At 46.8% G+C, this 14,795-nt stretch carries 16 protein-coding genes; 13 read left to right on the top strand and 3 right to left on the bottom strand.

The features are described 5' to 3' along the window. Window positions 1-3 precede the first annotated feature (3 nt). The 12 genes from hflK (at window position 4) to cysQ (ending at window position 11,305) form a co-directional block, all read left to right on the top strand. Window positions 4-1,245, top strand: coding sequence for an FtsH protease activity modulator HflK (hflK, locus tag XPG1_RS15510; protein ID WP_071825396.1), 1,242 nt, complete (start codon window positions 4-6; stop codon window positions 1,243-1,245). Window positions 1,246-1,247: 2 nt separating this feature from the next. Beyond that, window positions 1,248-2,246 carry a protease modulator HflC gene (gene hflC, locus XPG1_RS15505; RefSeq protein WP_045960015.1) on the top strand — a complete coding sequence of 333 codons (999 nt, stop codon included), beginning with the start codon at window positions 1,248-1,250 and terminating at the stop codon, window positions 2,244-2,246. A 276-nt stretch (window positions 2,247-2,522) separates the two neighbouring features. Further along, window positions 2,523-3,821 carry an adenylosuccinate synthase gene (locus XPG1_RS15500; RefSeq protein ID WP_045960013.1) on the top strand — a complete coding sequence of 433 codons (1,299 nt, stop codon included), beginning with the start codon at window positions 2,523-2,525 and terminating at the stop codon, window positions 3,819-3,821. Window positions 3,822-4,091: 270 nt separating this feature from the next. After that, window positions 4,092-4,511 (top strand): nitric oxide-sensing transcriptional repressor NsrR, encoded by a 420-nt coding sequence (gene nsrR, locus XPG1_RS15495; protein ID WP_045960011.1) that lies wholly within the window; start codon window positions 4,092-4,094, stop codon window positions 4,509-4,511. Window positions 4,512-4,555: 44 nt separating this feature from the next. Then, the gene (rnr, locus tag XPG1_RS15490; protein WP_045960009.1) at window positions 4,556-7,096 is read left to right on the top strand and encodes a ribonuclease R; all 2,541 of its coding nucleotides are present in this window, start codon (window positions 4,556-4,558) and stop codon (window positions 7,094-7,096) included. 80 nt (window positions 7,097-7,176) lie between these two features. After that, window positions 7,177-7,911 carry a 23S rRNA (guanosine(2251)-2'-O)-methyltransferase RlmB gene (rlmB, locus tag XPG1_RS15485; protein ID WP_045960007.1) on the top strand — a complete coding sequence of 245 codons (735 nt, stop codon included), beginning with the start codon at window positions 7,177-7,179 and terminating at the stop codon, window positions 7,909-7,911. 203 nt (window positions 7,912-8,114) lie between these two features. Beyond that, entirely contained in the window at window positions 8,115-8,513 is a 399-nt protein-coding gene (gene rpsF, locus XPG1_RS15480) for a 30S ribosomal protein S6 (protein ID WP_045960005.1), read from the top strand. 5 nt (window positions 8,514-8,518) lie between these two features. Next, window positions 8,519-8,836, top strand: a complete 318-nt coding sequence (priB, locus tag XPG1_RS15475) for a primosomal replication protein N (RefSeq protein WP_045960003.1) — start codon at window positions 8,519-8,521, stop codon at window positions 8,834-8,836. A gap of 4 nt (window positions 8,837-8,840) precedes the next feature. Further along, complete coding sequence (gene rpsR / locus XPG1_RS15470; protein WP_000135199.1) at window positions 8,841-9,068, top strand: 30S ribosomal protein S18; 228 nt, start codon at window positions 8,841-8,843, stop codon at window positions 9,066-9,068. 38 nt (window positions 9,069-9,106) lie between these two features. Beyond that, window positions 9,107-9,559 (top strand): 50S ribosomal protein L9, encoded by a 453-nt coding sequence (gene rplI, locus XPG1_RS15465; protein WP_045959998.1) that lies wholly within the window; start codon window positions 9,107-9,109, stop codon window positions 9,557-9,559. Window positions 9,560-9,702: 143 nt separating this feature from the next. After that, window positions 9,703-10,323, top strand: a complete 621-nt coding sequence (gene bamJ / locus XPG1_RS15460; RefSeq protein ID WP_045959996.1) for a BamJ family beta-barrel-assembly machinery protein — start codon at window positions 9,703-9,705, stop codon at window positions 10,321-10,323. Between the two features lie 238 nt (window positions 10,324-10,561). Beyond that, a complete protein-coding gene (gene cysQ, locus XPG1_RS15455; RefSeq protein ID WP_045960837.1) occupies window positions 10,562-11,305 on the top strand; it encodes a 3'(2'),5'-bisphosphate nucleotidase CysQ in 744 nt (247 codons plus the stop codon). A gap of 78 nt (window positions 11,306-11,383) precedes the next feature. On the opposite strand, the gene XPG1_RS15450 is transcribed toward cysQ, so the two are convergent. After that, a complete protein-coding gene (locus XPG1_RS15450) occupies window positions 11,384-11,941 on the bottom strand; it encodes a YtfJ family protein (RefSeq protein ID WP_045959994.1) in 558 nt (185 codons plus the stop codon). Between the two features lie 326 nt (window positions 11,942-12,267). Here XPG1_RS15450 and XPG1_RS15445 point away from each other — a divergent pair, with 326 nt between their 5' ends. Beyond that, window positions 12,268-12,474 (top strand): DUF1107 domain-containing protein, encoded by a 207-nt coding sequence (locus tag XPG1_RS15445; protein WP_045959992.1) that lies wholly within the window; start codon window positions 12,268-12,270, stop codon window positions 12,472-12,474. 91 nt (window positions 12,475-12,565) lie between these two features. On the opposite strand, the gene paeA is transcribed toward XPG1_RS15445, so the two are convergent. After that, on the bottom strand, window positions 12,566-13,903 hold the full coding sequence (gene paeA / locus XPG1_RS15440) for a polyamine export protein PaeA (protein WP_045959989.1): 1,338 nt from the start codon (window positions 13,901-13,903) through the stop codon (window positions 12,566-12,568). A 151-nt stretch (window positions 13,904-14,054) separates the two neighbouring features. Further along, on the bottom strand, window positions 14,055-14,702 hold the full coding sequence (msrA, locus tag XPG1_RS15435; protein WP_045959987.1) for a peptide-methionine (S)-S-oxide reductase MsrA: 648 nt from the start codon (window positions 14,700-14,702) through the stop codon (window positions 14,055-14,057). Window positions 14,703-14,795 lie beyond the last annotated feature (93 nt).

Raw genomic sequence — 14,795 nt, 5'->3', positions numbered from 1 at the left:
AACATGGCGTGGAATCAGCCCGGTAATAACGGACAGGACCGCGACCCGTGGGGAAGCAGCAATAATAATGGCGGCAACTCCGGCGGCAACAATAAAGGTGGTCGTAACCGTGGGACAACTGATCTCGACGATCTGTTCCGTAAACTGAGTCAAAAGCTCGGTGGTCTCGGTGGAAACAAAGGTGGAAATGGTTCTGAACAGAACCCTAAATTTGGTGGGCGTTTTATTGGTCTTACCGTTGCTGCTGCAGTTGTTGTTTGGGTTGTCAGTGGTTTCTATACCATTAAAGAAACCGAACGTGGTGTTGTTACCCGCCTGGGTAAATTCAGCCACGTTGTTCAGCCTGGCTTGAACTGGAAAATGACATTTATCGATCGCGTTCGTGCTGTTAACGTCGAATCTGTCCGGGAACTGGCAACATCGGGTGTTATGCTGACGTCAGATGAAAACGTGGTTCGTGCTGAGATGAACGTTCAGTACCGCGTCACTGATCCCGCGGCTTATCTTTTTAATGTCACCAATCCTGATAATAGTTTGCACCAGGCAACGGACAGTGCTGTACGTGGCGTGGTTGGCAAATACACAATGGAAAAAATTCTGACAGCAGATCGTACCATTGTACGTAACGATACCCAAAAAGTACTGGAAGAAACAATTCGTCCGTACAAGATGGGGATCACTTTGCTGGACGTAAACTTCCAGACGGCGCGTCCGCCAGAAGAGGTGAAAGCCGCATTCGATGATGTTATCGCTGCGCGCGAGGAAGAACAAAAAACCATTCGTGAAGCTGAAGCTTACAACAACTCTGTTCTGCCAATCGCTAAGGGTGAGGCTCAACGTATCATTGAAGATGCTAAAGCCTATAAAGTCAGTGTGGTATTAACGGCACAGGGTGAAGTGGCCAGTTTTGCCAAAATTCTCCCTGAGTATAAAGCCGCGCCGGAAATTACGCGTGAACGTCTTTACATTGAAACCATGGAGCGAGTACTGAGCCATACCCGTAAAGTGATTGCAAACGAAAAGAGTAACAACATGCTGGTATTACCCTTGGATCAAATCCTGAGTAAACAGTCTGCTGTGCCAAAATCCCCTCAGGGCACCACGGTAACGCCAGAATCGCGTAACACAACACCGCCTGCTTCGACACAAGGGCGCTCAAATTATAACAGTTCTGGCTATGGCAATTCAGGCTACGGGGATTTAAACGGCCTGCGTAGTGAGACGCTAAGACAAGGGAGACCATAATCATGCGTAAGTCGTTCGTCTTTGCTATTGCCGCCATATTGGTTGTGCTGTATTCGTCGATCTTTATTGTCTATGAAGGTCAGCGTGGCATTGTGCTGCGTTTTGGCAAAGTGGTGCGTGATGCTGAAAATAAACCGGTGGTTTATCAACCGGGCCCGCATTTCAAAATTCCATTTGTTGAAACGGTTAAAACACTTGATGCGCGTATTCAGACGACGGATATCAAAGCAGACCGTTTCCTGACCAGTGAAAATAAGGATCTGATCGTTGACTCTTATCTGAAGTGGCGGATTAACGATTTTAGCCGATATTATCTGGCAACCGGTAACGGAGAAATTGCTCAAGCTGAATTGCTGTTGAAACGTAAATTCAGTGACCGTCTACGTTCTGAGATTGGTCGTTTGGATGTGCGTGGTATTGTGACCGATTCCCGCGGACGTTTGACAACCGATGTGCGTGATGCGTTAAACCTTGGCACACGTGATGCTGATACCGCAGACAGTGAGATTGCTTCGGCTGCCGCGCGGGTAGAGCAAGAGACAAAAGTCAAACCATTAGCCCTGAACTCGAACAGTATGGCGGCATTGGGGATTGAGGTGGTGGACGTTCGTATCAAGCAAATTAACTTGCCGGATGAAGTTTCAGATGCCATTTATCAGCGTATGCGCGCAGAGCGTGAAGCTGTCGCACGTCGCCATCGTTCACAAGGTCTGGAAGAAGCTGAGAAAATCCGTGCAGCGGCTGATAAAACTGCGACTGAAATCAGGGCAGAAGCACAAAGTCAGGCATTGGTATTACATGGTGAAGGGGATGCGGAAGCAACGAAATTGTTTGCCGACGTCTTCAGTCAAGATCCAGAATTCTACGCATTCATCCGTAGCCTGCGTGCTTACGAAAAGAGCTTTAAAAATGATGGCAACATCATGGTGCTCAGCCCGGATAGCGATTTCTTCCGTTATATGAAAGCGCCTTCTAAGCAGAAAGATCATGCAAGTGAGTAAGGGAATTGACGGGCAGACCACCTTCAATCTGCTTTCATGACCCATTGCAAAAAGTCAATTGCAAAAAATAGACCAATAGCGGCCAGCATGTCTGGCCGCACCCTAAGCCACTGTAAGAAAACATATAGTGGCTTTTTGTCTGTTATTTTCATTACTAATGTCTACTTATCAGCCTATTTATATTACGAATAGAAATAACAGAAGTAACAAAAAATACTGAAAGGTGCTAAATGAGATGTTAGAATCCATTTTTAAGCAACCGAGTGAACTTTTGAAATGGGTAAGAACGTTGTCGTATTGGGCACCCAATGGGGTGACGAGGGCAAGGGTAAAATCGTCGACTTGCTGACTGAACGGGCTAAATACGTAGTTCGTTATCAGGGGGGCCACAATGCGGGCCATACACTGGTCATCAACGGTGAAAAAACCGTTCTCCACTTAATTCCATCCGGGATCTTACGTGAAAATGTCATTAGCATTATCGCAAATGGGGTCGTTTTAGCACCAGATGCGTTGATGAAAGAGATGAGAGAGCTTGAATCACGTGGGGTTCCTGTTCGTGAGCGCCTGCTTATTTCTGAAGCTTGTCCGCTGATCCTGCCTTACCATGTAGCACTGGATAACGCTCGCGAAAAAGCGCGTGGCGCTAAGGCGATTGGTACAACTGGCCGTGGTATTGGCCCGGCATATGAAGATAAAGTTGCCCGTCGTGGACTGCGTGTCGGTGATCTGTTTGATAAAGACACTTTTGCTGTCAAACTGAAAGAAATCATCGATTACCACAACTTCCAGTTAGTTAACTACTACAATGAACCTGCCGTTGATTACCAGAAAACGCTGGATGACATTCTGGCTGTTGCCGATATCCTGACGGGAATGGTGGTTGACGTTTCTGATCTGCTCTACAAGGCAACTCAGCAAGGTGATCGGGTCATGTTTGAAGGTGCGCAGGGCACTTTGCTGGATATCGATCACGGTACTTATCCTTATGTGACGTCTTCCAACACAACCGCAGGGGGTGTTGCGACGGGTTCCGGTCTGGGACCACGTTATGTTGATTATGTACTGGGTATCATCAAAGCTTACTCTACCCGTGTAGGCGCAGGCCCATTCCCGACTGAACTGTTTGATGAAACGGGTGAATACCTGCGTCAGAAAGGTCAGGAATTTGGCGCAACCACCGGCCGTAGCCGCCGTACAGGTTGGTTGGATATCGTTGCCATTCGTCGCGCAATCCAAATCAATTCCCTGTCTGGTTTCTGCATGACCAAACTGGACGTACTGGATGGTTTGAAAGAAGTGAAAATCTGTGTTGGCTACCGTCAGGCAGATGGCACGGTCATTGATACCACACCACTGGCAGCAGAAAACTGGGAAGGGCTTGAAGCCGTTTACGAAACCTTGCCGGGCTGGGATGAAAGCACGTTTGGCGTAAAAGAGCACAGCCAATTGCCACAGGCAGCGTTGAACTACATCAAACGGGTAGAAGCGCTGACAGGTGTGCCTGTTGATATTATTTCTACAGGCCCGGATCGGGCAGAAACAATGATTCTGCGTGATCCATTTGATGCTTAATTGATTTTAAGTACAGATAACCGGGCTTAATGCCCGGTTTTTGTTTTTATAAGCGCGTTTGTTTTTATAAGCACGTTTGCTTTTTAAACGTGTGCCTCTTTGCTTCGGCGAAGTCAGGCAGAAGTACGGGGCAGCAATAAAGAAGAAAGTCGCCTGTTTTGATTAATTGTTAAAATAACCACATAATGATGACCAACTAACGAAAACCAATCATCCTATATTTTTTGGTTCCCAATAAATTCCGTTATCTTCAATCTCCCAGAGGTAAGTGTGCAGTTAACCAGTTTTACCGATTATGGATTACGTGCCCTGATTTATATGGCTTCATTACCTGAAGGCCAAATGACGAGTATTACAGAAGTCACTGAAGTTTATGGTGTCTCACGTAACCATATGGTAAAAATCATTAACCAACTTAGCCACTTAGGATTGGTCAATGCTGTCAGAGGAAAAAATGGCGGCATTCGTTTAGGTCAGCCCGCCGACGAGATCAGAATTGGTGAGGTGGTTCGTTCACTGGAACCGCTTTCATTGGTCGATTGTAGTGCCTGCCACATCACCCCTGCATGCCGTTTAAAATCAGTCTTGAACCAAGCGGTACAAAATTTTTTGGAAGAGTTGGATAAACATACTTTGGCCGATCTGGTCAAAGACAATCGTCCCCTTTATCAACTGCTTTTGACTAAGTGAAGCAAGGGGATAAACAGCTTGCTGATGACAACAGAGGAATGACGATGTCAAAAGATCCTTTTCAGGAACGAGAGGCTGAAAAATACGAATCTCCTATCCCAAGCCGTGAATACATCTTGGATATCATTTCTAAACACACCATCCCGGTAAGCCGTCAGGAATTAGCACAAGAACTTCAGTTAATCACGCCAGATGCCCAAGAAGCATTGCGCCGCCGTTTACGGGCAATGGAACGAGATGGGCAGTTAGTTTTCACCCGCCGTCAATGCTATGCGCTACCGGAGCGGCTGGATTTATTGAAAGGCACGGTGATTGGACACCGTGATGGCTATGGTTTTCTGCGTGCGGAAGGCCACAAAGACGATTTTTATCTGCCCGCCGATCAGATGAAAATGGCAATTCATGGGGATGTGGTACTGGCTCAGCCTTTGCAGCCAGACAGGAAAGGTCGTACTGAAGTACGTATTGTGCGAGTGTTGGAACCCAAATGCAGCCAGATTGTTGGTCGATACTTTATTGATGCAGGCATGGGGTTTGTCGTTCCTGATGACAGCCGCCTGTGTTTCGATATCTTGATCCCAAAAGAAGAGATTTGTGGCGCAAGAATGGGGAATATCGTGGTGGTTGAATTAACCAACCGCCCGACTCGCCGAACTAAAGCGATCGGTAAAATTGTTGAAGTTTTGGGCGAGACGATGGGAACAAACATCGCGGTTGAAATGGCGCTGCGTACCCATGAAATTCCGCATAGCTGGCCGCCAATGGTCGAAAAACAGGTCGCTGATCTGAATGAAAATGTGCCGGAATCCGCCAAGCAAGGCCGTGTCGATTTACGTGATTTGCCGCTGGTCACCATTGATGGCGAAGATGCCCGTGATTTCGACGATGCCGTGTATTGTGAAAGAAAACCGGGCGGCGGTTGGCGATTGTGGGTTGCCATTGCCGATGTCAGTTATTATGTTCGTCCGCAAACGGCGCTGGATGCAGAAGCACGTAGCCGTGGTAACTCGGTCTATTTCCCGTCTCAGGTCATCCCGATGCTGCCGGAAGTACTGTCCAATGGATTGTGCTCTCTCAACCCGGAAGTCGATCGCCTGTGTATGGTTTGTGAAATGACCGTCTCCGCGCAGGGTAAGCTCTCCTCCTACAAATTTTACGAAGCGGTGATGAATTCACATGCGCGTTTGACCTATACAAAAGTGTGGAAGATTTTGCAGGGCGATCCCGCATTGCGGGAACACTACAAACCGCTGGTGAAACATATTGAATATTTGCATGAACTTTATCAGGCGCTGGATAATGCTCGTGAGCAGCGTGGTGCGATTTCATTTGAGTCAGAAGAAGCCAAATTTATCTTTAATGCCGAGCGGCGCATTGAACGTATAGAGCCGGTTTTACGCAACGATGCGCATAAGCTGATCGAAGAGTGCATGATTTTGGCAAATATCGCGGCCGCCCGTTTTGTTGAGAAACACCGTGAACCTGCGTTATATCGCATTCATGATCGACCAAGAGAAGAGAGTATTCTGAACCTGCGTTCGGTCTTCAATGAGTTGGGGTTAAGTCTGTTAGGTGGCATGAAACCAGAACCGAAAGACTATGCGCAATTGATGAAAGAAGTCGCGGACAGGCCAGATCATGAATTGCTGCAAACGCTGTTATTGCGCTCCATGAAGCAGGCGATCTATGAACCGGAAAACCGGGGGCATTTTGGTTTGGCCTTGCGATCCTATTCTCACTTTACGTCGCCGATCCGTCGCTACCCGGATTTAGCATTGCACCGGGCAATCAAGTATTTATTGGCACAACAAGCAGAATCGACGCAACAAGCCCTGACACAAACACCGAATGTCGTTGAGCCGAGTGAGACGGCAACAGGCGGTTGGCACAATGATCTGGAACAGATGTTGCAATTGGGTAACCATTGTTCTATGACGGAGCGTCGTGCTGACGAAGCGACAAGGGATGTGGCAGACTGGCTGAAATGTGATTTCATGCAAGATCAGGTCGGTAATGTTTTCACCGGATTGATCACCAGCGTAACCGGCTTCGGTTTCTTCGTCCGCTTGCATGATCTGTTCATTGATGGCCTGGTGCATGTTTCGACGCTGGATAATGATTATTACCGATATGATAATATTGGCCAGCGTTTGATCGGGGAATCTTCCGGGCAAACTTATCAACTGGGTGATGAAGTCGAAATTCGTGTTGTCGCCGTTCACATGGATGAGCGTAATATTGATTTCGCTTTGCTTTCAGCAACGCATAAAGCCCGTAATCGGGGAAAAACGGCGCGTGATAAAGCCAAAAAACGCGATAAGATGACAAAAGACACGTCAGCGCGTAAACCGGCGAGAAAAAGTCGTGATCGTAAAAAATTAGCAAATGTTGAATCTGATAGCGTCCCCCGTAAAAAGAAAAGGACGGAACAGGCCGGCGCGGTGAAGTCAGGTCATCCTAAACAGAGTCATCAACAGGACAAAAAGAAAAAACCGTCAGACAAGACGAGAAAAATTACGGCAAAACTGAAAGCAAAACGCACGAAACAAAACGCGGATTCCTTGTCAGTTAAGGTTAAGCCGTAAATCTTCATCCATCTTATCGTCAATCAGGGCGGATTCTGCCGCCCACTATTTTTAGGTATCGTTTAAGGTATCAGTGAGTCATGAGTGAAATTATTTACGGTATCCATGCCGTTAACGCTTTGTTGGAGCGCGATCCACAACGTTTCATGGAAGTTTATGTCTTAAAAGGGCGCGAAGATCGTCGTTTGACGCCAGTATTGCAGGAATTGGAAAGCATCGGTATTGCGGTACAAATCGCCAATCGTCAATGGTTGGATGCACAAACAGAAGGGGCGGTTCATCAGGGGATCATTGCACGGGTCAAACCTGGACGTCAGTATCAGGAAAATGATTTGCCGGACTTGTTATCCCGTCTGGCGCGTCCACTCCTGCTGGTACTCGATGGTGTGACTGATCCGCACAATTTGGGTGCGTGCTTGCGTACAGCAGATGCCGCAGGGGTTGATGCGGTGATTGTTCCCCGTGATCGTTCGGCGCAATTGAATGCGACGGCCAGAAAAGTGGCCTGTGGCGCGGCAGAAAGTGTACCGCTGATCCGGGTGACCAATCTCGCCCGGACATTGCGTTTATTGCAAGAACACAATATTTGGGTGGTCGGTACGGCGGGCGAAGCGACTCATTCGTTATACGAAAGCAAGTTGGTTGGCCCGACGGCTTTGGTCATGGGGGCGGAAGGCGAAGGGATGCGTCGCTTGACCCGTGAACATTGTGATGAATTGATCAGTATTCCGATGGCGGGTTCAGTCTCTTCTTTGAACGTCTCGGTTGCAACCGGGATAGGCTTGTTTGAAATCGTACGCCAGAGAAACGTCTGAAAATGCGTTATTGGTCCCGAATGATCGGCACGCGGATCGGAAATAAGATTAAATGAGTTTTTCTCTGCCCGTACCTTGAGTTTTTTATGTTGTGCGGGTATAGTGACGCGTCGATTTTTCAGCCGTACTAAACAAGTTCCTTGCCTCCATGGGCCACGGCTGACCCTGACAGGAGGCTGAATAATCCGTAAGGAGCAATGCTAATGCGTCATTACGAAATCGTTTTTATGGTCCATCCTGACCAAAGCGAACAGGTTCCGGGCATGATCGAGCGTTACAGTGCGACTATCACTAACGCGCAAGGTCAGATTCACCGTTTGGAAGATTGGGGTCGTCGTCAACTGGCTTACCCAATTAACAAACTGCACAAGGCTCACTACGTTCTGATGAACGTTGAAGCGCCACAAGAAGCGATTGATGAGCTGGAAACTAACTTCCGCTTCAACGACGCCGTTATCCGCAGCATGGTTATGCGCGTTAAGCACGCAGTAACTGAAGCATCACCAATGGTTAAGGCTAAAGACGAACGTCGTAGCCGTGATCCGATCCTGGAAGAAGACCTGGTTGATGATGCTGATGAAGCTGGGGATTCTGAAGAGTAATTACGGTGACAACTAATCGTTTGGTGCTTTCTGGCACAGTGTGCAAGGCACCGATACGAAAAGTCAGTCCATCTGGTATTCCCCATTGTCAGTTTGTGCTTGAACATCGTTCACAGCAACAGGAAGCCGGATTCAGCAGGCAGTCATGGTGCAGAATGCCCGTCATTGCCAGCGGACAGTTGTTACAGGAACATACTCACAGTATAACGGTCGGCAGTCGAATAACCGTTTCAGGATTCATTAATTCCCATTATGGGCGTAATGGTCTGAGTAAACTGGTTCTTCATGCCGAGCAGATTGAATTGATAGATTCTGGAGACTAGCCAAATGGCACGTTATTTCCGTCGTCGCAAGTTCTGCCGCTTCACCGCGGAAGGCGTACAAGAAATCGATTATAAAGATATTGCTACGCTGAAAAACTACATTACCGAAAGCGGTAAAATTGTACCAAGCCGTATTACTGGCACCCGTGCAAAATACCAGCGTCAGCTCGCTCGTGCTATCAAGCGTGCACGCTACCTGTCTCTGTTGCCTTATACTGATCGCCATCAGTAATAGGCTCAGTCCATTAACGACTCTGAGAGGATAAGGTAATGCAAGTTATTCTGCTTGATAAAGTAGCGAACCTGGGTGGCCTGGGTGACCAAGTTAACGTTAAAGCGGGTTATGCTCGTAACTACTTAGTACCACAGGGCAAAGCTGTTCCTGCTACTAAGAAAAACGTCGAATTCTTCGAAGCTCGCCGTGCTGAACTGGAAGCTAAACTGGCTGACGTTCTGGCAGCAGCACAAGCTCATGCAGAGAAAATCACTGCACTGGGCTCTGTCACTATCGCTTCTAAAGCGGGTGATGAAGGTAAACTGTTCGGCTCTATCGGTACGCGTGACATCGCTGATGCAGTCACTGCGGCTGGTGTTGAAGTATCTAAGAGCGAAGTTCGCCTGCCAAACGGCGTTCTGCGTACTGTTGGTGAGCACGAAGTTCACTTCCAGGTACATAGCGATGTATTCGCACAGTTGAACGTTAACATCGTTCCAGAAGCTTAATCCCTGATTAGGTTGACGAAGATGTGACAAAGAACGCTGGCATTGCCAGCGTTTTTTGTTTTATTTGCCCCCTCTCACACGTTTACCCATCCGGGTAGTACTGTTATGCTTGACGCTTCATTTATTGCATAACAGGTATTTTCATGACAAAACCTTCTTTTGAATCGATTGAAGCGCGGGCGAGTTACGGTATTGGCTTGCAGGTTGGGCAACAATTACAGGAATCTGGCTTACAAGGGTTAGAGCCAGAAGCACTGTTGGCTGGATTATGTGATGCGCTGGAAAGCCGTACACCTGCGATTCCTGTAGAAGAGCTGCATCGTGCGTTACGTGAAATACATGAACGTGCTGATAGTGTTCGTCGTGAACGTCAGCAAGTGATGGCAGAAGAAGGCAAAAAATTCTTGGCAGAAAACCTTCAGCGTGAAGGGGTAAGCAGCACAGAATCCGGTCTGCAATTTTCTGTCCTGACACAAGGTGATGGAACTATTCCTGCCCGTACTGACCGTGTTCGTGTTCACTACACCGGTCGTCTGATTGATGGTACGGTATTTGATAGCTCAGTACAGCGCGGTACGCCCGCAGAATTTCCGGTCAGTGGTGTGATCCCCGGCTGGATTGAAGCATTGACTTTAATGCCAGTAGGTTCTAAATGGGAACTCTATATTCCTCATAATCTGGCTTATGGTGAACGAGGTGCAGGTGCATCCATTCCTCCTTATAGCACGCTTATCTTCGAAGTCGAATTGCTGGAAATCTTGTAATTTTAGTGCCCTGTGATCGTATTGATAGTGAGGATAGCCGGTTAGCCGGCTATTTTTTACGCAGGTTAGGGGATCATAAAAGAATAAAGTATTCGCCAATCCAATGAAAAATGCGCTAAAAATGTCGCTATCAAGTGATATACCCAACATACCCGACATTAATTCCATGTACAGACAATCAAAGGCTGAAATTGGAAAGGATGAAGGGATAGCTGAACAATGAATGTAGAGGTGTATGATGCTACGACAGATCTGCCAATTGGCACGGGAAGCAGGCGCGGCGATCATGGAGGTATATCAGGCTGAGCAACCGTTGCAGGTTGAACATAAAATGGATGATTCACCAGTGACGGCCGCGGATATTGCCGCTCATCAGATCATTAAGGCGGGATTGTTACGTATTGCGCCTGATATCCCATTAATATCAGAAGAAGATCCCCCGGCCTGGGAAGTGCGGAAACACTGGCAGCGTTATTGGTTGGTTGATCCGCTGGATGGCACGAAAGAATTTATTCGTCGCAATGGCGAGTTTACTGTCAATATCGCGTTGATAGAAAACGGTGTACCGGTGATGGGGGTGGTCTATGTGCCGGCACAGAATGTCTTGTATTCAGGACAGGGGCGGCAGGCGAGGAAAGAGATTCATGGCCAAACCCTGCCGATCAAAGCACACACTGCGCAAGCTCCTGTCGTGGTTGTCAGCCGCTCTCACAAGGATGATGAGGAATTAAAAGACTACCTTTCCCAGTTAGGCGTGCACCACACGCTGTCAGTTGGATCTTCACTCAAATTTTGCATGGTTGCAGAGGGAAAAGCTCAGCTTTATCCACGTTTTGGGCCAACGAATATTTGGGATACGGCGGCAGGTCATGCGATTGTCATCGCGGCGGGCGCACACGTCACCGATTGGGAAGGGAAAACGCTCAATTATAGCCCCCGTGAATCCTTTTTGAATCCGGGATTCAGAGTCAGTATTTTCTGATATTAAGGTGATATGGCTGACTGTGGGAAGCCATTATCACCTTACGATCATAAATGTGACGGTGGTTGAAGACCGCATTTATTTTTTCAATTCGTCTTCGATGAGGCGCATAACGTGTGTGATGTCTTCGTTATTTAACTTGCCATCTTTGACAAATTTCACGTTGCCGTTTTTATCCAACACAATGATTGCTGAGCTTTTGGGTTCCAGCCCCCAGGCTTGTTTAACCAGCCCGTGGCTGTCGACAATAAATTGTGACCACGGAAAGGCTTTTTTACTGTCTTCGAGGCTATTGCGGACAAAAACACGAGTACCAAAAATCGCATCATCGGTATTCACGATGCTGGTGGTCTGATATTGATCCTTGGGTAAATTTGCATTTTTCAATGCTTGAATCAACGGATCGTTCATCTCTTTGGCGCTGCTACGCCCCGCAATATGCTGGATCGTTCTCACCTTACCCACCAGCTCAGCGGTGTTCCAATTTTGGTAACTGAACTTACCGTCGTTCAGTAACAGTTCGCCTTTATCGGTCACACTGACAGCGGGGACGTGTTGTTCCAATGTGATGTTATGGGCGAATGCACAGAGTGACATTAGACTCAATATTGCAGATAACGCAATGTTTTTCATCATGTTTATTCCTCATTTATCATGGTGCTGCATGTTATCAGGGAACATCCTACTCAGCATAGCGTTTGTTGACCGTTCTGTCCTGCAATAAATAAAACAACTTGATAACATTTAGGATAAGTCATTAGTTAATACCGTGATTTATGTAACATTATAATCATTAATATCATTATGTTATATAAAAAGAGTGATTGAATCTTGAGAGTTGGGGAACAAATGTCGCTCTATGGAGTCTATACATTCTGCATAGCAATCGTCGATCGTTTGCGGTACTGATGACGTTATGCAATAAAATAGTATCGTAAGAAGCATGGGAGGAAAAAACCGAGATGAAAATCTTTCGCCATTATAACTCACTAAAAATTGCTCTCTACGTAAAAACGCTATTTCGCGGGCGGTTATACATTAAGGACATGGGTGCTTTTGAATTTAATTATGGAAAAATTTTACCCCCGAAGATAAAAGATAAACGCCATTTCCATGTCATGAGTGAAGTTAACCAGCAAGTACTCCGCTTACAGACTGAACTAGGGTAACCATTGGTCATTCTCATTGTCTGATAAAAATGCCCTAAAATGAATGTGTGATATCATAAACGGCCTGACGGCCGTTTTTTGGTTTTATCGGTTAGGCCTGCGCGTCATGCGGTTGCTCGGCGTTGAGAGGATTGGATGGTGTGAGATTATCGATAACTTTTGTCACCAGCAGTTGATCGATTTTATAGTTATCGATATCGACGACTTCAAACTTATAGCCCCCAAATTTTACCGAATCCGTGCGTTTTGGAATTTTGCGCAAGCGGAACATCATAAAACCTGCGATCGTTTCATAGTTACTGGAATCTGGAAAATCATCGATATCCAGTACCCGCATCACATCTTCAATCGGCGTTCCCCCTTCAACCAGCCATGAATTTTCGTCCCGGATAACAATTTGCTCTTCCTGACCTTGACCCACTAAATCGCCCATTAAGGTCGTCATGACGTCATTAAGTGTGATAACGCCCATGACCAACGCATATTCATTGAGAATAATGGCGAAATCTTCGCCGGTGGCTTTGAAGCTTTCCAGTGTGTCAGAGAGTGAAAGCGTGTCAGGGATAATCAGCGCATTGCGGATTTGGATACCCTCTGCCAGATTAAGGCGTTGCCCGCTCAGGACGCAGTTAAGCAGATCCTTCGAGTCCACATAACCCAGCACATGATCAATATCCCCATCACAAACCAGGAATTTCGAGTGAGGTTGGGTAGAGATTTTTTCTTTGATGCTGTTTTCATCTTCGCGCTTGTCAAAATACACCACACTTTCACGGGAAGTCATGGCCGAAGGTACAGTACGGGATTCCAGTTCAAAAACATTTTCAATTAATTCATGTTCTTGTTTACGCAATACACCGGCAATCGCGCCAGCTTCAACAACCGCGTAAATATCATCAGATGTGATGTCTTCGTTACGTACCATCGGGATTTTAAAGATCTTAAAGATGCCATCGGCGAGGCCATTGAATAACCAGACCAGAGGACGGAAAACGGTCAGGCAGAAACGCATTGGATTGACAATCCGCACGGCAACGGCTTCAGGCTTAATCATGCCAATACGTTTAGGGGTCAAATCAGCCAGCAGGATAAAAGCACTGGTGACGAGAATAAAAGAGCAGATAAATCCCAGTTGGTCGGCCCATTCCGGGCGCATAAATTTCATAAACAGCGTTTTCAGGGCGGGAGAAAAGGCGGATTCCCCCACAACCCCGGCAAGGATTGCGACGGCATTCAGGCCAATTTGCACGACGGTAAAAAACATGCCAGGTGTTTCTTGTAGCTTAAGGACATGGGCGGCATTGAGGTTTCCTTCATCGGCCATCAGTTTTAGTTTGATTCTTCTTGAAGCAGCCAGGGAAATTTCTGATAAAGAAAAAAATGCACTGATGGCACAAAGCAAAAGTATGATTAATAAACTGTTTAACATAAAGTATCCGTGTTTTATCTCCAGCGGTAAGGTAGGTTTTTTTTGAAGAATACCGGAGAGGAGAAAGAAAATTGTACAAAAAATGACGGCTTAATGCCGAAAAATCAGTAAGTTTAGCCCAATGAGTATAACATCGGGCTAACTAAAGCGGCTAGTTTTTGTGCGTTGGAGGGAAACAAACACCGATACCACCTAATCCACAATACCCTTCAGGGTTTTTGTGAAGATATTGCTGGTGATAATCTTCGGCAAAATAGAATGCGCCGGCTGCGCTAATTTCTGTTGTGATAGGGCGTTGGTCGCTATTTTGCTTCATGGCTTGCTGGTATTGATCCCGGCTGGTAATGGCCTGCGCATACTGTTGTGGTGACACGGTGTACAACGCTGAACGATATTGTGTCCCAATATCCCCGTGCTGGCGCATACCTTGGGCGGGATCGTGATTTTCCCAGAACAACGTCAGTAATTGCGCATACGTTATCCGGGTTGGATCAAAGACGATCCTGACGATCTCTGCATGGCCGGTTAAGCCAGTACAAACCTCTTCATAAGTGGGATTTGGTGTTGTGCCACCACTGTAACCGGCAGACGTCGTGTAAATCCCTTCCTGCTGCCAAAACAGGCGTTCAACCCCCCAGAAACAGCCCATGCCGACATAGGCGACTTCCATATTTTCCGGGATATTATCTATCGCATGCTTTGTAATGACATGGTAGGGTGATACGGTCAGCGGGGTAGGGCGACCAGATGGGATCGTCGGTGAAGCAACATGTTGGCTTTCATTAACTGAATTTGGCAAGATTATCTCCTGTTATGCATGAATTTTATAATGATGTGCTGCTTGTATATCGTTAAAACTTTACCAGAATTAATTTATTGCAGCATGCTTATA

This window comes from Xenorhabdus poinarii G6 (assembly GCF_000968175.1).
GTDB lineage: Bacteria > Pseudomonadota > Gammaproteobacteria > Enterobacterales > Enterobacteriaceae > Xenorhabdus > Xenorhabdus poinarii.
The sequence above is the reverse complement of the archived record's forward strand: the minus strand, read 5'-3'. Positions and strand labels throughout refer to the sequence as shown.